Origin of the sequence: Candidatus Brachybacter algidus (genome assembly GCF_016707225.1) — a bacterium.
GTDB classification, from domain to species: Bacteria; Bacteroidota; Bacteroidia; order Chitinophagales; family Saprospiraceae; genus Parvibacillus; species Parvibacillus algidus.
Genome location: NZ_JADJID010000006.1, coordinates 14087 through 39527 on the forward strand (window position 1 = coordinate 14087; position 25441 = coordinate 39527).

The window sequence follows — 25441 nt, forward strand, 5'->3', positions numbered from 1 at the left end:
TTCATTTACAAATTCTGATTTTGGATTGTTTGTAATGAAGATATTGATCTGTGTGATATTATTGGACTTTTTAGCTGCTTCCCATTGTTGTTTTTCAGCCTGAGCCTTTTTCTCTTTCTGTAAATTGTTTAAAGTGGAATTTGCAGCCGGGATGTACGTCGAGGTTGGGTATTGTTTGATGTATTCAAGGATTTTTCTATTGAATTGGTGGCTTTAGCATCATCCCATGCTTCCTTGCTTTCGATCACAAAGATGGCATTGAGCAGGATGTTGACTTCTACTTTATAAATGCCATTTGGGTATTTCTCCAAATAACTTTCAAGGAGAGTTTTAGAGTTGGTTGATTTAGCAATTTCGAAAAAATCTTTTTCGGATTTATTGGAAACATTTTTGGCAAGATCTGCAATTTTTTTCTTTAATTCAGCGACGTATTTAGACTTTGGATAGGAGGAAATAAAGGATTCAATGTCAGCAATATTGGAAGATGTTTTTACTTTTTGGTAGGATAAATCTTCCGATTGACTTTCAAGTTTTTTAATTCTATCCTGAAGGTAATTTATTAGAGAATCTGAAGAAAATTGATTTCGAAGTTGATACAAGGTATTTAAGTCAGCATTATTTATTTGATCTGTGGTTAACTTCAATGTTTGTGATTGAGCGTCATTGTTTATGATAATTTTAAAATTGCCATCGGTATTCACCTCATATAGTGTATCTCCTTTATATGCCTTGGCGATACCGGATTCGAATGGTCCTGCTTTTGTAAAAATAGGTGCAGTAAGTGTATCACCTGTCAATGACAAATACCCAAAAAGATTATTTTGGGCGTAAATCTGAGAGCCGTCAGCCGGAGGTGGTTTTTTGAAATAATTATAGAATGCAAATACGCCTATAACTAACAATCCCAATACGCCAGCTGCCCAAAAAGCCAATTTCTTGTTATTGGTTTTTTGTAGAAGTTTAATTTGCATTTTGACCTCATCTATATAAGAACCCTTTGGAAACTGTTCTAAATATACCGAATAGGCAACAATAGAATGTGCTTTTCTTGCTGTGAGAAACTGTCTTTCATCGAGAGAGATAACAACTGTCTTTACCTCATCATCTATTTGGTCAAAAGGTTTTTTTTCTTCAGCACCGCTTATTATAATAGTCTTATCCCCATCTTGATTGTCACCTGTACCCGAGTTTACACTAATTTTTTCACGGATTAGCCGATTGTAAATGCTGTTTGGATAATCTTTTAAAAATGATTCCAGTTGAATGATTTCACCGGTTTGCATCGCTGAATCAAAAGCTATTTTTTCCTCTTTATTTACACTGCGCTGTATTGAACTTGCTTCCCTATTGAGTATTTGTAAAAGTTCGTCGGCAGTTTGTACCCGTTTAGTATTGTCGTAATTCAGGCAAAGAGCGATAATTTCCTTGAAGGGGGAAGTGGCCAGGCCATCCAAATTGGGTTTTTCCTCTTGTCCGATCTTCTTGAAAATGAGGTTGCGTCGGGCATCTTGAGATAAGTTGGTCGTGGGAACATCAAAGAATTTTTTGCCTGAGAGTAATTCATAAGCGATCACACCGAAAGACCAAAGGTCGGTATTGGGTTTTAGATCACTGCCGAACAGTTGTTCTGGCGAAGAATATTCCAGGGTGCCTCCACTTATGCTACTGGTGATCTGAGAATCATCAACTGCTACTTGCCTGCTCAGTCCAAAGTCACTTATCTTAGGTACGAATTGATCGTAAATATCTCTTACGATGAGTATATTGCTTGGTTTTAAGTCGCGGTGAATTATTTTGTAAGTATGAAGACAATTGATTCCCTCCAGAATACCCCTGAGAATAACCTGTTTTTGTTCAAGGGTTAAAGTATGGGTATCTACAAGTTGTTTTAAGTTGCCTTCTTCATAAAATTGCATGATGACAAAATCGTGCAAACCTGTTTGAGTATTGTATTGGTAAGCGTTTAGGTAGTTTGCAATGTTCTTGTGTTCGGATATTTTTTTAATCAGATCAAATTCATTGATCAGGGAATATTTTTTGCCGTCAATGAATTTTACTTCGGAAATTTTAACTGCCCGCCAGACATTGTTTACAGAATCATAGGCTTTATAGACAGTCCCAAAAGCTCCGCTACCAAGCCGATCTCTCTGATAATTTATTAAATATCTGCCAAAAAATTCTTCCTGGGTCATTATAAGAAAGTATAAGTCATTGTCATTCAGCAAATGTAATAAAAAGTGCTGCTTTACAAAGTTTGTAAAAGTTAATGGTTGAATATACAATGGGATAGGTCATGATTTGATTTGGGATTTTAGATTAGGAAAGTGAATTTGGGAAAGACTCCCCCTTGGCCCCCTCTTGGGGGGCGGGGGTTTATATAAGTGTTAAGTGGTATAAACCCTAGCTTGCAGAAGGGGATATCGTTTTCATCTCACAGTTTTAGTTATGAGGTAGAGTTGTGGAATGTTGATAATTTATTTTTGCCACTAATGCACGAATGATACTTAGTATCTGAGAGGATTCAGCGGTAAGTTTTAGAGCTAAATTTATCAATCTAATTTCAATAAATAAATTACTTTCCAACACTGGTATCATACATTTTCCTACATTTGAAAGCACCATTCTTTTAAGAAATGAATAAGCAACAAATACAATTACTTTTCCAACAGGTTTTCAATAATGAAGCCGACCTGTGTGTTCAATCTCCGGGGAGAATAAATATCATAGGTGAACATACAGACTATAATAATGGCTTTGTGCTTCCTGCGGCGATCGACAAAAAAGTGATTGTAGGTATTCGAAAAAGGGACGACGATTTAATTGTCATGTATGCTGAAGCATTTGAAGAAAAGAAAGAGGTAAAAATTCCGGAAATGAAGCCGCTGGGTGATTGGGCTGATTACATTCTTGGTGTCGTAGCGCAATTAATTAAAAAGGATTATGTCGTCGGGGGTTTTGAAATTTTGCTCACAGGTGATATTCCAATAGGTGCCGGGCTTTCCTCTTCAGCTGCCGTAGAATGTGCGACTATATTTGCACTCAACGAACTATTCCATTTCGGTTTGGAAAAAATGGAAATGGTCCAAATGGCGCAGATGGCAGAACATGAATATGCCGGTGTGAAATGTGGCATCATGGATCAATTCGCAAGTATGTTTGGCAAAAAAGATCATTTAATTAAACTGGATTGCCGTTCACTCGAGTATGAATATATTCCTTTTCAAAATCAGGACTTTGTTTTGGTGCTTTTTAATTCCAATGTCAAGCATGCGCTTGTAGATTCTGAATACAACATCCGTCGAAATCAATGTAATGAAGGTGTTGAAATGATCAGAAAATATCATCCACAAATCAACTCGTTAAGAGATGTAGAAACAGAGATGGTTGAAAAATATATAAGGCCACAAGATGAATTGATATACAGACGTTGCCAATACGTCGTGTCAGAAAATATAAGATTGCTTCAACTTTGCAAAGCATTAAATCATAATAACTTAGATAAATGTGGTAAACTGATGCACGAAACTCACTTGGGATTAAGTGAAGACTATGAAGTAAGTTGTCCGGAATTGGACCTCCTTGTGAAGATTGCCATGGAGCAACCAGGTGTCATTGGAGCAAGGTTAGTCGGCGGTGGTTTTGGTGGTTGCACTATAAATCTGGTTCGTCAAGAAAATCTAGAATCTGTCATTTACGAGGTTGAGAACGGATACAAATTAAGCAGTGGCAAGGAATCGACGACTTATATAGTAAGCGTTGAAGACGGTACGAAATTGATTTAAAATAATAGTACCTTTTTTCTAAAAGGCTGCTTCCACCTCCACTTCCATCCGCTCCCCAGTCCCCGGATGCACAAAACTGATCCATTCAGCATGCAGGTGTAACCTGTCTGATTTTTCGCCATATATATCATCCCCTACGATAGGCGCATTGAGTCCAAGAGTGTGAGCGGCATGAAGTCGCAACTGATGTGTGCGACCGGTATGCGGAAAGAAATGTATACGTGTTTTGTTGTCTTTTCTGTCGAGGACTTTGTATGTTGTTTTTGCGTATTTACCATGTTCATAGCAAATCAATTGTCTTGGGCGGTCATCAAGATCAACGCGCATTGGTAAAATAATCTCTCCTTCATCTTTTTCTACAATGCCTTCGAGTACGGCCAAATAACGTTTATGAATTGTACGGTTGATGAATTGGCGTTGGAGAAATTTATGTGCTTCTTCTGTTTTAGCGATTAACAGGATGCCTGAAGTGGACATATCTAGTCGATGTACTAGTAATGGTCCTGTGGCATCAGGATATCTTGCCTTCATTCTGGTTTTTACAGAGTCTGTCAATACGATGCCGGGAACAGATAAAAATTCCGCCGCTTTATTGACGATAGCGATGTATTCATCTTCGTAGATCACTTTTACCTGTTCCTCACTGCCTGCCTGACTGAGCAAAGGATTGGTTTCGACATCAAGTCCATCTAACATGTGAGTGAGGATGGGTAAACATTTGCTGCGGCAAGCCGGGTAAAAATGGCCATGCATGCGGACTTCAGCAGGAGGTGCTTGTCCCCACCAAAACTCTGCGATGGCAATAGGTTTTAAATTATGGAGGAAGGCGTATTGTAATAATTTCGGAGCACTACATTCTCCTGCACCTGCGGGTGGTTGAGTGCGTAAGTCTTTAACGAAAATATCTAGTAGGCTTTTTTTGCTTCCATGACCATTCAGAAATGCGTAATTTTCAAATAATCTTTGTTGTAAAGCAGCTGAACCTTTGGCACGCGTATCTTTTAGTTGAAAGATTTGATCTTCAAAGACTTTAAATTCTGAACGGGCAATTTCAATGGCTCTTTTGTGATAAGCTGTGAATTTCTTTAATTCAATTTGTTCGTCTTTGCTCAGTTGAGAGAGTTCAGCTTCGAGATTTTCTATTTCTTCGGGTCTAATTTGGGCATTTTCATGTCGAATTAATTTTCTATTTATTTTATTTAATTGAATTGTGGCCTTGCGATCACTTACCCCTGTTTTCAATGTTTCCTGCAACTCCGCAAGTTTGTTTTTAGCTTCAATAAATTCCGGAGTCACTTCTATACGTTCAATTTCCAGCGTAAATTGATGAATTTCTATTTCCCCTGTCAGAAAAAAACTGCCTTCTGCCCTCATATCAAAGACAGGTGGAACAAAGTATTGGTGATTATTTCTTCCCGCCATTTTTCCTGAGAAAGCTGCCAGATAACCAATTTTGCCTTCCTGATTCTGAACTACCATTACTCCAAACATCTTACCAATAACCAGGCCATTAGTCTTAGAATCTAAACCAAAATTGTGCTCAAAATCAGTCTGATTTAGTAAATATTCTTTCAATTCATCAGCCGCGATGATGCAAAGTGGATGAGGTTCGTAATAAAATGGATAGTTGAACTGTGAGGGCAGCACGATTTGAGAGATCTCCTGTTGGAAAGTTAAGAATTTGGAATTTGGATCTTGCTGTTGCATGGAGGGGCGAAGGTAGGTAAAGAAGGTGAGAAAGTGAGGGGAGGGGTTTGTGGGTTAAAATGGGTCAATCAGAACTTGAAGGTAGTGACATTTTGAAGGAATTGTCGAATAACGGTGAGATTGACAGTATTTACATTAAATTTAAAAGGAGGACGATTATTCTATTTAGATTGAGCTTCCCATTTTCTTTAGGCTGGAAACAACTGCTTCAGGAAATGCTTCACCGGTCAGTGGATGTAATAGTAATTCTCGTGTGTGAGTGTCAAATTCTTCTTGTGTAATGAGGCCGTCGTGGTAGTTTGCAACATTGTATATCCAAGGGATCACAGTGGTATAGTTCGGGCTATCCATGTAAGTTCGATCCCGCTCCATAAGTCGGGTTTGACGAACAATACGAATGATTTTCTTGTAATTTTTTAATAGTAAGATTGATCTGAGATAATAAGTCATGAATAGATGCCAGCGGTGTTCAAATATTTCTGCCTTATACGCATTAAAGAATACATCCCCACTGCTTTCTGCCTGCTTATATAGCTTATTCTCTATCCTGGACATGATCAGGTAAGCGGCGTGACTGATCTTATTGTGATAATTGCTGTCGCGGCGCGTGTCCTCGGTAGCGAGCAGCAGTATACGGAGCGCCTCTTCGTGTCTTCCGGCGCGTAACAACACGGCCGCTAAATTATTGATGTAATATAAATAATCATTGTTCCTTTCACGTATTGAAAGATAGCCAAATTCAATTGCCTTGTCAAGTTTGTTTTGACTGGCGAAATAGAGCAATTTTTGACTGTAGAAATTAGCCAGAATGCGCCTCGAATAAAACTTAGAGTTGTTGATCATTGTCTCGAAGTAATCGAATTTCTCAGACAGGCGGTCAATCATGCGATAATTGTGTGCGATGAATAGAATCCTGATCCATGCCAACACCCGATTGTATCCATCGAGCCCTTCGTCTTTATAGACAGAATCGAGCCATTGTTCATACACCATGGTATCACCATGCTTTGACTTGTACTGCTCGATAATATCTTCAGTCACCGTATGCATCTTGTCATTCACCATGCGAGCATATTCATAGCTGGTGCGGTGTTTTCTGAGAAATTGATCTACTACTTGAAAAGCATGGTGCCGCATTCTGATCTGAAGAAAATGTCGATAAGATCTACCGATATCATACAATTTCAAGAAACTATAATAGTCAGTGCCCGCCTGGCGAAATAATTTTAAAATATTGCGTTCGATCTTTAAGTCAATATTGTCGGTCATGATCATCCGGTCATAATCACACAACTTGCTGAAAATATTGTCCACATCGATGCGTGCTAATTGATCTTGGCACCAAGTCATCATATAGGAGTATTTCCGACGGTCGAGGCTCTCATCAAACTTGACTTCAGGTGCTGCATGAGTGGCATTACTGTGCAATAACTTAAGAATATTTAATTTTTCCTCATCCTCAAATCGCTGAATATTCATCAGATAAGCGGTCTCATGCGGAAACAACGAATTGGCAAAAAGAATGAACTTATTGAGTCGGGTAGTCATAACTTAAAGAGTGATACCTCCATCTACTGAAATCGTGGCACCATTGATGTAGGCGGCCATATCCGAACATAGGAACACATAGACATTGGCGATATCGTCAGGCTTGCCTAGGCGGCTGAGTGGCACCTTTGCGGCCATTTTTTCAAGCACCTCAGGTGGCATCGCACTCACCATATCCGTTAGAATGAAACCCGGGGCTACAGCATTTACACGAACTCCCTTTTTGCCGAGTTCCTTGCTAAGAGTCTTTGTCATAGCGATCAAACCGCCTTTGGTGGCTGAGTAATTAGCCTGGCCAAAATTGCCATAGAGGCCCACCACTGAGGAGGCATTGACAATACATCCACTTCCACCCTCCACCATGACTGGAGCAACACCTTTGATACAATTAAATACGCCGGTGAGGTTGACGTCGATTACTGTCTGCCACTGTTCGTCGGTCATCTTGAGTAGGGTCGCATCACGCGTGATTCCGGCATTATTAATGAGAATATCGATATTGCCAAACTTTGACTTGACATCGGCTACCGCTATTGCTATCTCTTCCGGCCGGGTGGTATTCACATGCTGATATATAACTTCTGCACCCCCAGCAGCCAATTCAGCTTGTAGTTCATTGCCGGCGGAATCATTTAGATCCCAAATAGCGACTTTCGCGCCCTCTGCCACAAATTTTCTTACGGTAGCCTTTCCTATACCATTAGCCCCACCCGTTACAATTGCTATTTTATCTAGTAATAATTCCATTTACAAAATATTTATTTTTAAAAAATGTGCTTAGCCAAACAAATGTAATATCACGCGCCGTATCTCTTTGTATTTATTTTGATATAAATTTAGTAAAATAAATGAATTGTCTTAAGCTAATTAAATCAATATAATTATATGATATACAGGTTATTAAGAATTGTTTATGCTAATTGTCATAGATATTTAACATAAATTTATCATTTTTTTTCAGACAAATCTTATCTAATTTCACTCGACATTTAGAAAAAGGTGAATATAGATATAGTAATTGCGACCAGGATTTTGCTCATCGCTTATGCGGCGGTGATGATATTTTTTGTAGTGCGAGGGGCACTTCGCACCCGCTCTATGACTGATTTCGCTATCGGTAACGGATTTTCACCACTTGTAGTTGGTTTGTCACTAGCCGCCAATATTACCAGTGCCGCTACCTTTATCATCAATCCTGGATTTGTGGCTATGTTTGGACTTAGTGCCTTCATAGCCATGTCTGTAATGGTGCCTTTGGGCTTGATGATTTCCTTGATTATATTGAGCAGAAGTTTTCAGAAGCACGGATCAGCCTTCAAGGCGATTAGTTTGGCTCAGTGGGTGAATAAAAGATACAATAGTCCCGCTTACGGCAGATTAATGGCGGTGCTTTCTCTGCTCTTGATCACATTTATAGTGTTAATATGTGTGGGAATGGTGAAGGTCATAGCCCCAGCGTTGCAAGCAAGTGAACTATATGTATTGATAGGATTGGTGGTCTTCGTATTTGGATATACTATGTTTGGCGGTGCTAATTCTATGGCTTATACCAATGCCTTTCAGGCCATTGTGATGGGTGTAGTCGCACTGATCCTTATTTTCTCTGGAACAGGTCATTTTGATGGTGGCTTAAGTGCTTTTTGGGGAAAGCTGAACCAAATAGATCCAATGCTTTCTAAAACATTCAATCCTACCAGTCCGATATTCCGTGATTTCTTTGAAGTGATTTTTTGTAATTTTATTATAGGTCTAGCAATAGTTTGTCAACCGCATATCATCACCCGATCTCTAATGTTACGTTCATCGAAAGATATCAACAAATACCTGGCGATTGCGATCGTAGTGGAAATGTTGTTTTTCATGGTTTTGTTTGTAGGCTTATTTGCCCGATTGGACATGCCTGATCTCACACTTGCAGGTAAGAAATTGCCCATGGATGGCATTATGTCTGCTTATGTGCTCGAGCGATTCGATACAGGTGTCGGCTTATTGGTAATATTTGGTTTGTTGTCTGCAGGATTATCTACGCTCGAAGGTTTGGTCCAGTCGGTCAGTACTACTGTTACTAATGATATCATACTTCCCTCCTTTAAATCAGAGATATCTGAGGATCGTAAAAAATTGATCAATCGCGGAGTAATTACGCTACTCGCAGTTATTGCAATAACTGTCAGCTATCGTCAATTGGTAAGCCCAAATCTAAGTGTGGCAATTCTTGGTCAAAATGGTGTATATGCCTTCTTCTCAGCAGCCTTCATGCCTGTACTATTGGGTATTTTCACCAAAAATATTCATAAATCAGTACCTATTACATCTACTATAATAGCAGTAGTGGTATATTTCTCTACGTACTATGGACAACTGAGCTTTTATACTACCGGAGTAATACGCAATCCGGCTGTGGCTGGCACGTATGCTATATTAGCCGCAATATTGGCTGCAGGGATTATGTACCTCTTTACCCGAAATAAAACCAATATCAATAGTCAAAAGATAATAAATGCTTGAGTTTAAGCGCAATGGAGCTATAATTGCTTCCGGAATGGCAGTACCTGACCGGATCGTACCTAACAGTTACTTTAATGAGTTACTCGGAGAGGATGTGGATACCTGGCTGAGAAATAATGTACAGATCTATAATAGAAGGTGGCTTAGTGATGGTGAATCTATGGCGGATCTCATAGAAACTGCCTGCCTACAGGCTATGGAACGTGGTAATATAAAAGCTGAGGAGATCGATCTCCTCATCATAGCTACAGATACTCCTGAATACGTTTCTCCCGCTACCGCATCGGTCATTCAGGATCGATTAAAGTTGGTCAACGCGGGCACTTTCGACCTGAATGCCGCCTGTTCCGGATTTGTCGCCGCACTGGATACAGCCAGTAAATACATTCAGGCCGACAGCCAGTATCACAATGTAATGGTGGTAGGTGCATATGCCATGAGCCGTTACCTCGATGTAAAAGATAAGAAGACCGCCACCCTTTTTGCAGATGGTGCAGCCGCTGTCATATTAAAGGCGGAAACAGACGGTAGAGGATTGCTCCAAAGTCAGTTGGCTGCTCTAGGCGAATATAATAGTTGGATGGGTATATATGCCGGTGGCAGTGCGCAGCCGGTGACTCGTGAGGTATTGGAGGCAGGTGGTGAAAAACTGCAATTTGTAAAGAAAATACCTACTGAAATAAATCCTGCACGTTGGGAACAAATGATCAGAACATTGTGTGATAGAGAGGGTATCAACGTGATAGACGTAAGCCATTTCTTTTTTACACAGATCAATATCAATACCATCTGGCAGACGCTGGATGCACTAGAGGTGCCGCGAGAGCGGGCAGCAACTGTGATGCACGAATATGGATATACGGGTTCGGCAGCCATACCCATGGCATTCGATTCACGATATAGTAAGCAGGAGATAAAAAGTGGTGAGTTGGCAGTATTCATGGGTTCAGGCGGAGGGTTGGCCTTTGGAGCCGCATTGTTTAGAATGTAATATTCAATTAATTATCATGTCGCAATATAGATTAGACTGGTTTACAAAGTGGGCGATATATCGTCCCGAGAAGCCTGCGATCAAGGATCAGCAGACGGGTGAGGTATTGAACTACAGGCAACTGAATAACTCTGGAAACCACCTGGCGCTATGGTTTGAGTCACTAGGATACAAGAAAGGCGATCGGATCGCAGTGTTGGCAGAATTTTGCCTGGAATACATAGCTTTATATGCGGCTGCACAGAAATCAGGAATAGTGCTGGTACCATTAAACTACCGGCTGTCTGCGACTGAGTTGGAATATATTTTGGGGGAAGCTCAGCCCGGATGCATTTTATATGAAGATAAATTTAGCCATCTTTTAATATATAAGGAAAAGATCAAGCCGCTGACGGACATCAGAAATCATTGGAATTTTGATGAACTGATTCCGGCCTTTAACGGAGATGTAGTGGAAGATGATGCCCTGCTGATTTTATATACTTCCGGTTCTTCCGGACTGCCAAAAGGAGTGCTGTATACCCATAAAATGACCTTTTGGAACAGTATCAATACGGCTATGTCGCTCGTCATCAACTCCAATACACATACTGTCAACGTGATGCCGCCTTTTCATACGGGTGGATGGAACGTGCTATTGGCTCCCATTCTTCATCATGGCGGCTATGTTTGTATGGTGAAAAAATTCGACCCTTATCTGGTCAATGAATTGATGAGCAGTGAGTCAGTAACTGTCTTTATGGGCGTGCCTACAATGCTCCATATGATGGCGCAGCAAGAGAATTTTACTCATGCAAATTTTGACACATTGCTCTACATCATCGTGGGTGGAGAGCCGATGCCCATACCGCTGATCGAACAGTATGATGTGCTAGGAGTAGCCATTCGTCAGGGTTATGGAATGACCGAAGTGGGCCCCAATCTGACTTCACTACCAGAGCAAGATGCGATACGTAAAAAAGGCTCGATAGGTTGGCCAAATTTCTATGTAGATATTCGGGTCGTCAAAGAAGATGGCACGGATGCTAATATAGATGAAACCGGAGAATTATGGCTCAAAGGACCGATGGTGATGCCGGCATATTGGAATAATAAGGAATTGACAGAAATGGCATTTTCTCCTGATGGTCAATGGTTTAAAAGCGGAGATCTGGTGCGCAGAGATGACGAAGGTTACATCTTTGTGGTAGACCGGCTTAAAAATATGTACATCAGCGGTGGCGAAAATGTTTATCCGGCAGAGATAGAAAGAGTAATTAATACAATAGAAGATGTTTCCGAAAGTGTGGTCATTGGGGTCAAGGATGAGAAATGGGGCGAAGTCGGAAAGGCCATCATTGTCTGGAAACCTGGAGCAAATATTCCGTCAGATGAAAGGATAAGGGACAATATTGCCACTCAGTTGGCAAAGTTTAAAATACCTAAATATTTTATGTCATTGGAAGAGTTGCCCAAGAATGATGCGGGCAAACTGGACAGGGCTAAATTGAAAAAACTTTATTCATAATATTTATTATAAATCTAAAATTATTAATCAGATGAAATTTTTTAAGTTATTTGGAATGCTGATGATTTCAGCAACATTGATGTTGACTTCTTGTGGAAAAGATGAAAACAATGGTACTTGCAGCGATGGTATCAAAAACCAGGATGAGACCGATATCGACTGCGGTGGCGCATGCCAAGCATGTATCGTAGGACTTCAGGGCAAATGGAAATCTTATCCGGTGGCTCCTATTCTGACTTCTTTTGCTGATTCAATTGTTGCAGAATTTAAGACCAACAGTACCTATTTGGTAAAATCTTACAAAGATGGACTAGCTACAGATCTTGTAGGTACTTATGTACAAACTGCTTCAGGTGTTGGTAATATCTGGACAATTACAGTAAATCAAACTTCTCCTTCTACTTTAACTTCAGAAGGTATTTTTGAAGTATCAGCAGATCGCAAGTCAATGAAATATGAAGTAGCACAGACTACTCCACCTATTGCAGGTGTAACACCTCCTACAGCAGTCGGTGGATTGGGTTCTACTTCAGGTGGTGCCTTCGGTCAGGCTAACGTTCAGAATTACACTGCTAAGTAATACAAGTAATAATAAAAGGTCGGAAACTATGGTGGCCGGCCTTTTATTTATTTTATTTTCGAAATTATCACTTTAACTAATTTGTGACTCACTATGACACGTTTAGTCTTGATTTTTACTGTTTTTTGCCTGACATTGAAGACCTTTGGGCAGAATGTGGGGATAAACAATACCCCATTCGACAAAACAACCCCGGCCAAGGCCAATAAAGACCTACAGGTATATATCTACGCGTACCAACAATTCGTGGCGCAGAATTACTACCCTGAAAGTGATTTTCTAAAGGGACAGATTGTAGGGCGGCTCTTCGGCGGCAATACAACACAAACCTCAGATTCACTAACTTCTATGTATGCAGAGCAGCGCGCCATTCCTTTCTTCGTGTATACACCAAAAATATTTGATGGCAAAGCAATAATTCGAGCCTCATTCGAAATCGACTGGACCTGGGGCGATGTAAATTATGGTGTCGGTGGCAATGCGGGTTCAGCTATATCTGCTGATCAGGTTAACCTTCAGACCCAGAACCTTGAGGTCGAATATAGACCGGGCAATGGCTGGGCGATCAATGCCGGCCTTCAGCGGATGTTTGACACACCAAATGATCCTTACCGGACTCTCTTTGATAAATTTACTACGACAGCATACAGACTGGCCTATTGGGGTACAGACGGAGTCGGAGTGTCAGTGCGTAAGGATGCAGATCTGTACAAGATCAAAGGCGGTTATTATAAACTATATGAAAATAATGTAGAGCTCAATGATGATGTCACATTGATGGAGCTTTCAGGGCAGTACAACCTTTCTCCGAAATGGAATGCAGGTGCTTCTGCATATTATGTGCGCGATCGATCCAATGGAAAGGGAGGAATCAGTATACTTGGACAAGGTCCGGCAAGCCAGTTAGCCACCTATAACGGTACCTATCGTTTTCCACTCTCACCGGATCCATTTCACTGCGACGTGGTCTGGCTCGGAGGCTTCTTCGGTCGAAATGAAGATATGATGCTCGACAGATGGTTCACCACAGGATTTGTAAATGCGAATCTCGGCTCAATTACTCAAAAAGCAGTAGGTGAAACAAACTATAAAAAAACAGTTTCCATCAATGGAATAGCTGCGAATATTCGCAGTGGATATCGGTATGGACAGACTACAGGAGATGCTATCACGGCGGATGTAGTTTATACCTCAGGCAATAAAGACGGCATCTCGGATGGCAAATATACCGGTGTCATGACCGGCAATACCTGGGGGAGCCCCGGAGGAATCTTTATAGGTCATGGTGCCTATCTTCTATTTCCGCACGGCAATGTAGTCAATCGTTTCATGGCTGCAGTTACGGACCTGTCTAATGTGGGATATGGTATCACTGGTGGCACCATCAATGTATCCAAAGACCTCATTCCAAACAAACTGCACGCTAAAGTGGGTGGTGCTTTTGGTTTGTCAAACATCACACCTGCCAAAGGCGGAAATATTATTGGGTATGAGGGTAATGCCAAATTGAGTTATGACCTGGGGCCATTCATGAGTATCGAAGCTCATGGTGCTTATCTTGCACTCGGCAATTTCTACGATAGCCCTTCAGTAAATGGCAATAAGTCGAGCCGTCCGGTCAATCCCTGGACAGCTTTTACTTGCTTTAAATGGTTAATTTTTTAATAAGCTAACACATGAACAGATTAATATCCGTCGCAATCATTGCGCTCTTAATATCCGCCTGTAAAACCACTAAACTTCCCAAGGTAACCTCCATGGATCAACTCAAATACGGTACAGAAGTGCAGCGAATGTCGCTATCAGATGACATAGAGATAGCTTATACTCAGAAGGGTAGTGGAACTCCGCTTTTATTTATCCATGGACTCGGCAGTTATTTGCCTGCATGGAACAAGAACGTGGCGACGCTCTCTGATCATTATGATTGTATCGCAGTGGACTTGCCGGGTTATGGCCACTCATCGAAGGGCAATTATGAAGGGTCTATGACCTTTTATGCAGGAGTGCTGAAAGAATTTCTTGAGAAAAAAGGGATCCGGCACATCGTCGTAGCAGGTCACTCCATGGGAGGACAGATCGCCATGACCATGGCATTGCAATATCCCGAACTGGTGGATAAGTTGATCTTACTCGCACCTGCCGGCTTTGAAGTTTTCAATAAAGGTCAGCGGCAATGGTTTCGCGATGTAATGACAGTGGATGGTGTGCGCCTCACCACAGTGGAGCAGATCCGTAATAACTATGCGTACAATTTTTACAATATGCCGAAGGATGCGGACTTTATGGTCAATGACCGCATTGCAATACGATCGGCGGATGATTTTATTCCATACTGCTACATGATTACCAAGAATGTAAAGGGGATGGTTGATCAGCCGATCTTTGATTTCATGCCTCAGATCAAGCAACCTGTATTGGCCATCTATGGTGAGAATGATAACCTGATTCCGAACCGCTACCTGAATGGCGGACGTACCAAAGATTTTGCAGAGAAGGGGATAGCACAATTTCCCAATGGGAAATTAGTCATGATTCCCAAAGCCGGACACTTTGTACAATGGGAAAAGGCGGATGAGGTGAATAAGTTGATCCGAGAATTCTTGAAATAAAGTGAGGCAGACAAAGGTTTATTAATTTATTTGTTTTCTAAATTTGAAAGTGATTTCATAGAGGGGAAGTATATTGGGGAGATATAGAAGTATAGATCGTCAAATGAGAATGGCTTTATTCAATTTTAATTTATCCCGGAACTAAAGAGAGGTGTCAGAGGGATATTAATCTTTGATTAAAATTTAGTGCTAGAAATATAATTGCGTGATTCGGCAACCATAAGGTGTTACATCAACTAGCTATTACTGATTACTGATTACTGATTACTGATTACTGATTACTCATTACCCATTTTCTCCACCACTTACCTTTGATTGTATTTGGCCATATATCGCTCATTTAACTCCTTCTGCTTATTGTCCAGATCAACCATTCTACCCTGAATATAAGCTGACTCAACCAATGCTTGACGCATATCCATAATGTCGCCTTTAGTAATAATGAAGGTAGCATCCTTTCCTGCAGCCAGAGACCCAACTCTATCATCGACACCAAGAATTTTAGCCGGATTCAAAGTTACTGACTCCAATGCCTGTTCTTTGCTGATGCCAAAAGGAACTGCCTGGCCAGCCTGAAAACCAAGATTGCGGGTTTGCCAGAAACCTTCCACCGAAATGGCATATAAGATACCGGCATCCTGAAGTTTGGAAGGAAGATCGAACCCTTCATCCACAGGAGCATCTTCAGTCGTGGGAAGTCTTTGGGTGTTGACAAGTACGACAGGAATTTTCTCTTTGGCTAAAAGATCTAATACTGATGCAGCGCCTGAAGCACCGACGAGCACGCCTTTTAAGCTAAATTTTTTGATAAAAAATACTGCATCCTGGATATTACTTGCGTTATCTACATGAATGAAAAATCTTGTATTTCCCTTGATACAATTATATAAAGCTTCCAGCATCAGGTTTTTTTCAGGATCTTTCGTCCCTCCGTAAGTCATAGCCTGGTTAAAATAGGAAGCCATTTCATCCATTTGTTTTTTATATCTTTCCTTTGCTTCCTTGTCATTTGTATTTTGGCGCCATCTACCACCGATACTTGGCCAATTGATATGAATGCCTGCATCATCCTGAATGACTGCATCTTCCCAATTCCAGGCATCTAGTTGCACCAATGCTGAACGACCCGATATAATACCACCCTGAGGCGTTGTTTCGGCCATAAGAATACCATTAGACCTAACTGTTGGGATCACCTTCGAGTCAGTATTGTAAGCAATTAAGGCACGAACATTGGGTGTATAGGATCCTACTTCACTAAAGTCATTTGTAGCTTCTACAGCTTCAATTTCTGTTAAGCCTAGTTGAGTGTTCATGGCGATCAAGCCCGGATAGATTTGTTTGCCTTTTGCATCCACTTTTGTCCAGTTGGTCATTTCGCCGGGTAGATCCGAAGACTTCCCGACAAATGCAATTTTTTTGTCCTTTACAGCCAATATGCCATTCTCGATCACTTTTCCATCACCTGTATGAATGGTGGCACTCGTGAAGAGGATTGACTGCGAGGTAAATGACTTTGGTCCTGTTTGGCCAACAGCATTGCTGAACCAAATGAAGGAAATGAATAATAATAAAAAAATACGCATTACAAATGTTTTTTGAACAATTGAGTAAAGCTAAGAAATTTTAAAAGTAAAAAAAGTCATGGGCCGTATTTTAATTGATTATATGAAGTAATGTATCCGAAAATGAAAGACAGCCCTGTTCATTATTAAAAAGTAAAATTGTAATCTTATTGTGAAGGTTAATAAGGCGGGCATTAAAAAAAGGAGAAGCCAAATGGACCTCTCCTCATTAAATCAAATGTTATTTTTAGATTATTAATTCATTTTTCCACCATCTAATTCATCCTGATATTTTTTTAATTCAGACCATTTGTCATCTACCATTAGTTGACATTGTTTAGGCCAAGTGCCCGGATCGTGCATTGCAAACTGGTCTCCTGCCCCGTCAAGGATGCTTTTTAAAGTGGCGGCATCCGCTCCGGCTACTGATGCCCAGGTATTGTACCCTGCATCATTAAACACCTTTTCTATAACAGGACCGATTCCTTCTACTAATTTTAAATCGTCTTTTACAATTTTTGCACCAAAAAATGCACTGATTGCTTTATAGAATCTTGTGTAATTATCACCTTCTGTGGTAGATGTAGCTATCGTTTCAGCAGCTAATCCCATAGCCGGAACTTCAACAATTTTTTCGTTCGCAGGTTTTTTGGCGGCAATATCAAGGGACGCTTTTAACTGTCCAATCTCTAATTCGGCCTTCTTAAGTTTCTCGCCATTTTCTGCTGCGATATTATAGTCTGACTGAAGAGATGAATATCGACCATCCAATGAATTATATTTTGTAGTTGAATCACTAACATACGCGTTGTGTTTACTATTCAGTTCATCATGTGTGATATGTAACTCCGCCAATTCTCTTTTTTCACGCCCAAAGAGATGTTTAAGCAACCATCCCAACAGGAAGGCACCCAACATAAATAGCAGCATTGGCAGCAGACAACTAAGGTTTAAATCTAATAAAATTAATATTTTCATTTTCCGAGTTTTTATAGTTTATATTTATTTGATTTGGATTATCACACGTCTGTTATCAGCGCGTCCTTCCTGAGTGGCATTGTCAGATATTGGCTCTGTGTCACCTTTTCCTTCAGTAGAAATTCTGTTCTTGTCAATTCCATTTTTGATCAATTCTGAACTGACAAAATTTGCCCTGTCTAAGGATAATTTGCGGTTATTTTCAGGGTTACCTACATTGTCTGTATGTCCTGTTACTACCAGATTCACATCTGTGTGTGAAGCTAAATAGCTCTTTGCATTTCTGAGGTATTTTTCAAGACTGTCATCAACTTTCAGCGAAACCTTCCCGGTATTAAAATAGACTGTTCTAGGCCCCAGCAAATCATCTACTGCGGGTTTGTCAATTGTTTCTGCAATTACCTGATCTCCGGAAATATCGAAACTTACACCACCAACCAGAGTATCTGCAGGATAAAAAGTAAGATCGTCCGCCAATACACCATCTGTAGTAATAACATTTGGAGAAAGGCCTCTTGCTACTAATTGTTTTTTAAGTTCTTCAGCTCTTGCCACGCCCAGATTCGGAAATGTGGTAGTATTTTGTTCTTCCGAGCTATATCGTCCGGTTATTTTAAATGATTTCCCCGGATTAAGTTTTGAATAAAGTGCCAGACTATCCATGACATATTTTACACCATTGTCAAACACAGGTAAAAAATTTGATTTACCAAACTTAATATTGCCAGGTGGATTAAAGTTCCAACTACCATCGCTAATAGAAAGGGATGGCAGATTCGGCGTTACTCCAGTTGGAATTTCTGATACTTTGTCGGTACAACATCCTGAACAATCAGAACAATGATACCACCAAAGACCAACGAAAAACCATAGAAATGTCAGTAACCAGAAAAATGGTTTTGTTAATCGCATAGTTTATAAATTTAAAAATTAAAAAATTACATCCTGGGTAGAAAAAAGGATTTGATGTAAGTCAAGTAAATATAAGCAATTCAAAGAGAAAATTCAACAAATTTTATTGCCTCCTTCATAAAAAGCTATCTTTGCGCGTTATTTACAACTATGAGAAGATCTCTTGCTTTTTACTTTTGTTTGTTTGCATTGGCATTATTGTCAGCATGCGCTCATCCTGGAGTACTTACTGGCGGAGATAAGGATGCGACGCCTCCCCGACTTTCTAAAGAGCGCAGCACTCCCAATTTTCAAACAAATTTTAAAAAACAACCACTGGAATTTGAGTTCGACGAATTCATCCTGTTGGACAAAGCAGACCAACAAGTACTTATCTCCCCGCCTCTTGAGTTCCGGCCTAAAATCTCAATAAAAGACAAAACCGTTTTATTCAAATTCGATGATAGCGAGGTCTTAAAGGAAAATACTACCTATGTCATAAATTTTGGTGAATCGGTGAAGGATTATACGGAAGGAAATATAGTGCCTGACTTTCAATTTGTATTTAGTACCTCATCCGTTGTCGATTCATTGCAACTTTCAGCGAAAGTTTACAATGCGGATGAAGCTAAACCTGCCGAAAAAACAGTATTGATGTTGTACTCAGATCTTTCTGATTCAGCAGTGTACAAAAGTAAACCTGACTATGCCGCAAGAACTGATAAAAGTGGTGATGTCACACTTAAATATCTAAAGGCAGGTACATATCAGGTGGTTGCTTTAAAAGATGAAAACTTAAACTATAAATACGACCTTACCAATGAAAAGGCAGGTTTTGTCAGAGAACCTATAACCTTGCCTTATTCGGGCGAACCTTTAGCCATCAGTATTTTTGCAAAAGAACCTGCTGTCAGGATCACAAGCATTGATAGTTCTTCCAATCAAAGAATCAGACTAATAATGGAGCCAGCTTCGGCTGGAGTCACTGTAGAACCACTTGATAAAAATGACGGGACAGTAATAGAAATCAACAGTAAAAGTATAGATATTTATTATGGGGATACTTTGCGCAAAGCAGCCTTTATCGTTGCCAGACCTGGCTTCAAAGCTGATACAATTCAACATCAACTCTCAAAGAAAATAGGTAATCGTAAATTTAGAATTGCAGAAGAACAGCCAGACATAAAACCACTTCCTTTTACACCAGATAAAGATGTGGTGATCCGATTCAATACGAGAGTTAAAAATTTGGACAGCGATCTCATTCAGTTAATAAAAACAGGAAGTAAAACACCCGTTCCATTTAATATAAGTGCAGACAGTGCCAATGCCAGATTCATTAATGTATCCTCAAAATGGATCAGTGATACTTCTTACACAATGATTTTTGCGCCGAATGCTATCCTAGATTATGTTGGCAATACGAATGATTCAATGAACGTTAATTTCAAAATAACAGATCCGGCTACCCTTGGCTCAATATCATTAATGATTGATAGCCTTGATGCAAACTATAATTATAGCATACAACTGGCTAAGGGCAATGAGCTTTTACAAAAATGGATCGTAAAAGGTCAGACCACCTTTAAAACTGAAATTAACGGACTTCCTGCAGATACGTATCAAATCAATATTCTGGAAGATAGAAATAAAAATGGCAAAATAGACAAGGGAAGTTTTGAGAAAAAAGAGCTTCCAGAAAATATTTACACTAAAAAATTGGAACAATTGCGACAAAACTGGAGTCTTGATGTTGTAATAAACATGAGCGAGTTTCAGAAATAATTGTTAGGTGTTAATTATTAATTATTATTTTATGGGAAAAATTACATATTTTACGAATATCCCCCTTTGGAGGGGGCCAAGGGGGTGGACCCTCCTCACCTTCTCACATCTTCTCATTCTCACATTCTCACCCCATAACCCCCTCACTTTCTAACCTTCATACATGAAACTAATAGCGCGAGACTTAATGAAAATGTACGGCAAACGCCAGGTAGTAAAGGGTGTTTCTGTAGAAGTAGAACAGGGAGAGATCGTTGGCTTACTCGGACCTAACGGTGCAGGTAAAACAACTTCTTTTTATATGATAGTAGGTTTTATCAAGCCCAATGCAGGAAAAGTGTATCTGGAGGAAGAAGAAATAACACATTTACCCATGTACAAAAGGGCTCAAAAAGGAATTGGATATTTGCCACAAGAAGCTTCGGTATTCAGGAAGCTTACTGTAGAAGACAATATCAAGGCGGTTCTCGAGATGATGCCCCTCAGTAAAACCGAACAAAGGGACAAACTTGAATCACTTTTGGATGAGTTTGGATTAAACAAAGTAAGAAGTAGTAATGGAGATACGCTGAGCGGAGGTGAACGTCGTCGATGCGAGATAGCCCGTGCATTGGCCACCAATCCAAAGTTTATATTACTGGATGAACCATTTGCCGGTATCGATCCAATAGCAGTGGAAGATATTCAATATATCGTGGCCAAATTAAGAACCAAAAATATTGGCATCCTTATCACAGACCATAATGTGCAGGAGACACTTTCAATCACTGACAGGTCTTATCTGATGTTTGAAGGAAATATCTTGAAGGCCGGGACAGCCGAAGAGTTGGCAGCGGATGAACAAGTAAGAAAAGTTTATTTAGGCCAAAGTTTTGAATTACGTAAAAAAGTCATCGATCTGGATGTTAAAAAAGAAATGAGGGAGGGTATTTAATGAAGATTTTTTCTTACTTAATTTTGGCGGTATTTTTTTTATCCTCTTGTTCTAAAAATGAGGGTAAATTTCTTCCTGGTGAGAAATACACCATTGACACGATTATGTACAGAGAATATAGAAAAATAGACTCCATCGTAAAAATAGACTGTGAAAAGATTTCTGAACAGCTTTTCAGGTCTTCATATGACAGTTTATTAAGGCTTAGGGTAAAAGATATTTCTTCAATCAAAGGTCCTGGAATTCCACCCAAAGAAAACAACTTTCCGAAGGCGGTAGAAGCATTGAAAAGAGCAGAAAAGAAGCAAAAATGAAGGCAATAATATCTACAGTTTTGATTTGCTTGGTCGGTTTGTTAAGCTTTACATTATGGTCATCAGCAGCAGACCCTGTTAAGCTAATACCTTTATCCAAAGCGGCTTTAGAAGAAATTGAAGCGCGAAAAATTTTATATAAAAAAAGAAAAATAGATGAATGCAGATCCATTGCTCTGGACCGAGCTGCTGCAATGGTAGATTCTGCTTTATTAGAGCAAGCGCTCTTCATTGGTGCCGACACTTTGACCAGGCCCGAACGTCCCGATAGACCCTTTGCGGAGTCCTTTTCTTCCAATATTGAAAATATTCCTATCAAACCCTTTTTAAAAAGACGTGATTTTGTGAGTCCCTTCCAAAAAAAGGATACCTTTGCACTAGATTCCCTAAAATTAAGGGACAGCATTAAAATTAAATAGAAAAGGCTTACGCATTTCCGGAATAGGAACCCTTATTTTTTCGAATATCCTTACTGCCTTTTTATCAACAACTTTTACATGGAAATAACCACATTTGCAGAATTGAACCTTGATGAGGGTCTTCTCAAAGCATTAGTAGCAATAGATTACACTATACCATCTCCCATTCAGGCAAAAGCCATTCCTGTAGCATTGACAGGTGTCGACATAATAGGTCAGGCACAGACAGGTACAGGAAAGACTGCTGCGTTCGGTATACCGATGATCCAGAATATATCCAAAGACGGACGCTATACCAAAGGACTTGTCCTCTGTCCTACACGCGAACTTTGTATTCAGGTCACAAACGAATTAAAAAAACTTGCCCATTACACTAAAAATGTTACTGTCTTTGCCATCTATGGTGGTGATCCGATCACACCGCAGATCAGAGCATTGAGGGCAGGCGTAGACATAGTAGTAGGTACTCCTGGTAGGGTTATGGATCATATCGGACGAGGTACTTTACAACTGGACCAATTGGAAATGTTGGCTTTGGATGAGGCGGATGAAATGTTAAACATGGGATTCCGTGAGGACCTTGAACACATATTGACCTCGGTACCAGAAGAGAGGCAGACGATCCTGTTTTCAGCTACAATGCCGAAAGCAATCATGGACATCACACATATCTATCAGAAAAACCCTCAGCTGATCAAGGTAACACCGGCTCAACTTACTGCCATTAATGTAGAGCAATTTTTCATTGATACTGATATGAAGTCCAGGTTGAAAGCCCTGATCTTTCTATTGAGTCAGGATGATTATTCGCAGGCCATTGTGTTCTGTAATACGAAAGCGAAGGTGGATGAATTGTCAAATGAATTGGCAGAAAATCAGATTAAAAATGATGTACTTCATGGTGATCTGAGTCAAGAGAAAAGAAATAGAATTTTGAATAAATTCCGCAAAGGAGAATTCAAAGTACTTGTCGCTACAGATGTTGCAGCAAGAGGTATAGATGTACCGAATGTAGATCTTGTATGTAATTACGATATTTCATTTGACCCTGAATATTATGTGCATCGTGTAGGTCGCACAGGTCGTGCAGGTAAAGAAGGTAAGGCTTACAGCTTTGTGGCAGGTGCACGTGATAAAAGACTTTTAAGACAGATAGAAGATTTTGCTAAGGTGCGCGTTGAAAAGTACAAGTTGCCGGAAGCAAAAGACGTTGCAAAACTTGAAGTTGAAAAACTAAAAAGACAGGTGATAGCAATTATAGAAGCTAACCAGGAGAAATTTTATATTGATATAGCTAAAGATCTAATCCCGGAAGGTGCTTCAGAAACTCAGGTGCTCGCAGCCCTGATGGTTAAGTTGATGCCACCATCCAAACATGATTGGATGAAGCCTTCAGGCGGCAACAATCCATATAATAGAGGAGAAGGTGGCGGAGGTAGAGACCGTGACCGTGGTGATAGAGGTGATAGGGGTGATAGGGGTGACAGGGGTGATAGAGGCGGACGCGGTGATGGCGGAGGTCGAGATCGTGGCAGAGGTGGATATGAAGGTGGTGGACGTGATGATAGACGTTCAGGAGGAAGACGTGATGACAGACCATCAGGTGGAGAACGCAGATATAGCGGCGGTTCTGAAAGAAGTTTCGGAGGTGGATCTGACAGGGGGGGTGATAGAGATAGAGGAGGTGACAGAGATAGAGGAGGTGACAGAGATAGAGGAGGTGACAGAGGTTTTGCAGGAAGGTCTGAGAGATCTGACAGCAGACCGGGCGGCGAGAGAAGAGTATTTGATAGAGACAACAAGCCGGGTGGCGAAAGAAGATCATTCGATCGACCTGCAGGGGGAGATAGAAAATATGGAAGCGACAAGCCAAGATTTGGCGATGATAAACCAAGATATGGTTCCGATCGTCCAAAGTTTGGTGATGATCGCCCTAAAAAGTTCGGCGATGACCGTCCAAAATTTGGTGACAAAGGCCGTGACTTCAAAAAAGATGACGGATTCTCTGAAAAGAAAAAACCGGCATCTTCAGACAAGGAACCATCTTTGGAAGACATCTTGGTAGGCTTGGGCATTGAGTCTAATGGCAAACGTAAAGATAAAGGAGGCAAGGACTTTGGAAGCAAGAAGAAATTTGGCAACGAAGAGTCTGGTAAAAAAGAAGGATTTTATTCTGCTTTTACGAAAGACGAACCTAAAAGAGAAGATTTCAAAAAAGCTGCTCCAAAACGGGAGATTGCTGTAGAGGAAAAGCCAAAAGCTGTTCGCGCTAAAAAAGCGGATGTTGCACCTGAGGTGAAGCCAAAGGTGACAAGAGCTAAGAAGGAAGAGGCTCCTGCAGCTCCGGCTCCAAAACCACGTGCAAAAAAAGCTGACGCTCCGGCAGAAGTTAAACCAAAAGCAGTTCGTGCTAAAAAAGTTGAAGCCGCACCTGAAGTGAAACCTAAAGTAACACGTGCTAAGAAAGCGGATGCTCCTGCAGCAGAAGCCAAGCCAAAGGTAAGCAGAGCTAAGAAGAAGGAATAAAAAAAGCTTTTAGCTATATTCTTTTAAAATATGAAGAGTTAAAAAGAATGAGTTTAAAGCTCATTTTTCTTAACTCTTTTTTTTTGTGGGATATTTGTCTGAATCACGCTTGCCTGCTGATAAAGGCGGGGATTGGTTTGATTACACCGATGGCACTGATTTTTACTAATAAATTTGAAAGTTGTACACCAATCAGAATTATCAATCTATTACAAATAACCCTACGTTACAAAAGTATGATGCCACAACAGTTTTCTGCTGTGGTCAGCGCTGAATAAAATAGCTCCCCCTTGGCCCCCGCCTCTTCAGTCGGGCAAGCCTTGAAAGGGGGAAATCCGGTTAGCCTCATATTTGATTTTCTTTTTGATAGTTTTTCAATAAATCATAATTATCAAGTTATACAGAACTACCCTATGGGCTAAAAGTATGATGCCACAACGATTTCCCCCTCTTGAGGGGGCCAAGGGGGAGTCTTCTAATAAAAAGTATTTATTCAGAGAATGCAAATGTACTTCTGCGATGATAGAAATAGTAATCCCCCTCTCACCTTACCGTCAACTCATTCTTAAGCGTGATCGTCTGATACGATATCGTTTTTTTAGTTTCCAGAATAGAAAGCAATAATTCCGCCGCCTGAGTACCCACGCTGGTACCAGTCTGTGACTGTTGACCTTGCGAAGACTTAATATCATAAATATTTTCAATGACCAGGCTAAAAATTGCGAAGCATCGAAGCTTTTGATTTTAGGAAAAATTTAATATCAACTTAAGGCATTGTCACCATTTTCAAACTG

Annotated in this window: 19 protein-coding genes; 12 read left to right on the plus strand and 7 right to left on the minus strand. The window is 40.3% G+C overall.

Annotated elements, in window-relative coordinates:
- Nucleotides 1–128: 128 nt before the first annotated feature.
- Nucleotides 129–2192, minus strand: coding sequence for a serine/threonine-protein kinase (locus IPI15_RS16520; protein ID WP_287421332.1), 2064 nt, complete (start codon nucleotides 2190–2192; stop codon nucleotides 129–131).
- A gap of 441 nt (nucleotides 2193–2633) precedes the next feature.
- On the opposite strand from IPI15_RS16520, the gene IPI15_RS16525 reads away from it, so the two are divergent.
- Nucleotides 2634–3782, plus strand: a complete 1149-nt coding sequence (locus tag IPI15_RS16525) for a galactokinase (protein ID WP_287421334.1) — start codon at nucleotides 2634–2636, stop codon at nucleotides 3780–3782.
- Nucleotides 3783–3800: 18 nt separating this feature from the next.
- Here the strand turns inward: IPI15_RS16525 and IPI15_RS16530 are convergent, their stop codons facing one another.
- The 3 genes from IPI15_RS16530 to fabG all read right to left on the minus strand — a co-directional run bounded on the left by IPI15_RS16530 (nucleotide 3801) and on the right by fabG (nucleotide 7784).
- Nucleotides 3801–5489: an RluA family pseudouridine synthase gene (locus tag IPI15_RS16530; protein WP_287421335.1), complete on the minus strand. Its 1689-nt coding sequence runs from the start codon at nucleotides 5487–5489 to the stop codon at nucleotides 3801–3803.
- A 165-nt stretch (nucleotides 5490–5654) separates the two neighbouring features.
- Complete coding sequence (locus tag IPI15_RS16535) at nucleotides 5655–7037, minus strand: tetratricopeptide repeat protein (RefSeq protein WP_287421337.1); 1383 nt, start codon at nucleotides 7035–7037, stop codon at nucleotides 5655–5657.
- Between the two features lie 3 nt (nucleotides 7038–7040).
- Entirely contained in the window at nucleotides 7041–7784 is a 744-nt protein-coding gene (gene fabG, locus IPI15_RS16540) for a 3-oxoacyl-ACP reductase FabG (RefSeq protein WP_287421339.1), read from the minus strand.
- Nucleotides 7785–8036: 252 nt separating this feature from the next.
- Here fabG and IPI15_RS16545 point away from each other — a divergent pair, with 252 nt between their 5' ends.
- From IPI15_RS16545 to IPI15_RS16570, 6 genes are all read left to right on the plus strand, one after another.
- The gene (locus IPI15_RS16545) at nucleotides 8037–9545 is read left to right on the plus strand and encodes a sodium:solute symporter family transporter (RefSeq protein WP_287421341.1); all 1509 of its coding nucleotides are present in this window, start codon (nucleotides 8037–8039) and stop codon (nucleotides 9543–9545) included.
- Nucleotides 9538–10536, plus strand: a complete 999-nt coding sequence (locus tag IPI15_RS16550) for a 3-oxoacyl-ACP synthase III family protein (protein ID WP_287421343.1) — start codon at nucleotides 9538–9540, stop codon at nucleotides 10534–10536. The genes IPI15_RS16545 and IPI15_RS16550 overlap by 8 nt, the downstream gene beginning before the upstream one ends.
- A gap of 16 nt (nucleotides 10537–10552) precedes the next feature.
- A complete protein-coding gene (locus IPI15_RS16555) occupies nucleotides 10553–12043 on the plus strand; it encodes a class I adenylate-forming enzyme family protein (protein WP_287421345.1) in 1491 nt (496 codons plus the stop codon).
- 31 nt (nucleotides 12044–12074) lie between these two features.
- The gene (locus IPI15_RS16560; RefSeq protein ID WP_287404851.1) at nucleotides 12075–12623 is read left to right on the plus strand and encodes a hypothetical protein; all 549 of its coding nucleotides are present in this window, start codon (nucleotides 12075–12077) and stop codon (nucleotides 12621–12623) included.
- Nucleotides 12624–12716: 93 nt separating this feature from the next.
- Complete coding sequence (locus tag IPI15_RS16565; RefSeq protein WP_287421347.1) at nucleotides 12717–14288, plus strand: hypothetical protein; 1572 nt, start codon at nucleotides 12717–12719, stop codon at nucleotides 14286–14288.
- A gap of 11 nt (nucleotides 14289–14299) precedes the next feature.
- On the plus strand, nucleotides 14300–15235 hold the full coding sequence (locus IPI15_RS16570; protein ID WP_287421349.1) for an alpha/beta fold hydrolase: 936 nt from the start codon (nucleotides 14300–14302) through the stop codon (nucleotides 15233–15235).
- A 305-nt stretch (nucleotides 15236–15540) separates the two neighbouring features.
- Here IPI15_RS16570 and IPI15_RS16575 read toward each other — a convergent pair whose 3' ends face one another.
- The 3 genes from IPI15_RS16575 to IPI15_RS16585 form a co-directional block, all read right to left on the minus strand.
- Complete coding sequence (locus IPI15_RS16575) at nucleotides 15541–16821, minus strand: amidohydrolase family protein (protein WP_287421351.1); 1281 nt, start codon at nucleotides 16819–16821, stop codon at nucleotides 15541–15543.
- 234 nt (nucleotides 16822–17055) lie between these two features.
- Entirely contained in the window at nucleotides 17056–17778 is a 723-nt protein-coding gene (locus IPI15_RS16580) for a helix-hairpin-helix domain-containing protein (RefSeq protein ID WP_287404859.1), read from the minus strand.
- Between the two features lie 24 nt (nucleotides 17779–17802).
- Nucleotides 17803–18690, minus strand: a complete 888-nt coding sequence (locus IPI15_RS16585; RefSeq protein WP_287404861.1) for an OmpA family protein — start codon at nucleotides 18688–18690, stop codon at nucleotides 17803–17805.
- 150 nt (nucleotides 18691–18840) lie between these two features.
- Here IPI15_RS16585 and IPI15_RS16590 point away from each other — a divergent pair, with 150 nt between their 5' ends.
- From IPI15_RS16590 to IPI15_RS16610, 5 genes are all read left to right on the plus strand, one after another.
- Nucleotides 18841–20454 (plus strand): Ig-like domain-containing protein, encoded by a 1614-nt coding sequence (locus tag IPI15_RS16590; protein WP_287421353.1) that lies wholly within the window; start codon nucleotides 18841–18843, stop codon nucleotides 20452–20454.
- A 163-nt stretch (nucleotides 20455–20617) separates the two neighbouring features.
- A complete protein-coding gene (gene lptB / locus IPI15_RS16595; protein WP_287404865.1) occupies nucleotides 20618–21388 on the plus strand; it encodes an LPS export ABC transporter ATP-binding protein in 771 nt (256 codons plus the stop codon).
- Between the two features lie 23 nt (nucleotides 21389–21411).
- On the plus strand, nucleotides 21412–21702 hold the full coding sequence (locus IPI15_RS16600) for a hypothetical protein (RefSeq protein WP_287421355.1): 291 nt from the start codon (nucleotides 21412–21414) through the stop codon (nucleotides 21700–21702).
- Complete coding sequence (locus IPI15_RS16605; RefSeq protein ID WP_287421357.1) at nucleotides 21699–22121, plus strand: hypothetical protein; 423 nt, start codon at nucleotides 21699–21701, stop codon at nucleotides 22119–22121. The genes IPI15_RS16600 and IPI15_RS16605 overlap by 4 nt, the downstream gene beginning before the upstream one ends.
- 78 nt (nucleotides 22122–22199) lie before the next feature.
- Entirely contained in the window at nucleotides 22200–24647 is a 2448-nt protein-coding gene (locus IPI15_RS16610; RefSeq protein WP_287421359.1) for a DEAD/DEAH box helicase, read from the plus strand.
- The last annotated feature ends 794 nt before the right edge of the window (nucleotides 24648–25441 follow it).

What these genes read in the sequence shown, in the direction of transcription:
- IPI15_RS16520 (WP_287421332.1), bottom strand. Translation starts at nt 2,192, where the DNA reads ATGACCCAGGAAGAATTTTTTGGCAGATATTTAATAAATTATCAGAGA.
- IPI15_RS16525 (WP_287421334.1), top strand. Translation starts at nt 2,634, where the DNA reads ATGAATAAGCAACAAATACAATTACTTTTCCAACAGGTTTTCAATAAT.
- IPI15_RS16530 (WP_287421335.1), bottom strand. Translation starts at nt 5,489, where the DNA reads ATGCAACAGCAAGATCCAAATTCCAAATTCTTAACTTTCCAACAGGAG.
- IPI15_RS16535 (WP_287421337.1), bottom strand. Translation starts at nt 7,037, where the DNA reads ATGACTACCCGACTCAATAAGTTCATTCTTTTTGCCAATTCGTTGTTT.
- fabG (WP_287421339.1), bottom strand. Translation starts at nt 7,784, where the DNA reads ATGGAATTATTACTAGATAAAATAGCAATTGTAACGGGTGGGGCTAAT.
- IPI15_RS16550 (WP_287421343.1), top strand. Translation starts at nt 9,538, where the DNA reads ATGCTTGAGTTTAAGCGCAATGGAGCTATAATTGCTTCCGGAATGGCA.
- IPI15_RS16555 (WP_287421345.1), top strand. Translation starts at nt 10,553, where the DNA reads ATGTCGCAATATAGATTAGACTGGTTTACAAAGTGGGCGATATATCGT.
- IPI15_RS16560 (WP_287404851.1), top strand. Translation starts at nt 12,075, where the DNA reads ATGAAATTTTTTAAGTTATTTGGAATGCTGATGATTTCAGCAACATTG.
- IPI15_RS16565 (WP_287421347.1), top strand. Translation starts at nt 12,717, where the DNA reads ATGACACGTTTAGTCTTGATTTTTACTGTTTTTTGCCTGACATTGAAG.
- IPI15_RS16570 (WP_287421349.1), top strand. Translation starts at nt 14,300, where the DNA reads ATGAACAGATTAATATCCGTCGCAATCATTGCGCTCTTAATATCCGCC.
- IPI15_RS16575 (WP_287421351.1), bottom strand. Translation starts at nt 16,821, where the DNA reads ATGCGTATTTTTTTATTATTATTCATTTCCTTCATTTGGTTCAGCAAT.
- IPI15_RS16580 (WP_287404859.1), bottom strand. Translation starts at nt 17,778, where the DNA reads ATGAAAATATTAATTTTATTAGATTTAAACCTTAGTTGTCTGCTGCCA.
- IPI15_RS16585 (WP_287404861.1), bottom strand. Translation starts at nt 18,690, where the DNA reads ATGCGATTAACAAAACCATTTTTCTGGTTACTGACATTTCTATGGTTT.
- IPI15_RS16590 (WP_287421353.1), top strand. Translation starts at nt 18,841, where the DNA reads ATGAGAAGATCTCTTGCTTTTTACTTTTGTTTGTTTGCATTGGCATTA.
- lptB (WP_287404865.1), top strand. Translation starts at nt 20,618, where the DNA reads ATGAAACTAATAGCGCGAGACTTAATGAAAATGTACGGCAAACGCCAG.
- IPI15_RS16605 (WP_287421357.1), top strand. Translation starts at nt 21,699, where the DNA reads ATGAAGGCAATAATATCTACAGTTTTGATTTGCTTGGTCGGTTTGTTA.
- IPI15_RS16610 (WP_287421359.1), top strand. Translation starts at nt 22,200, where the DNA reads ATGGAAATAACCACATTTGCAGAATTGAACCTTGATGAGGGTCTTCTC.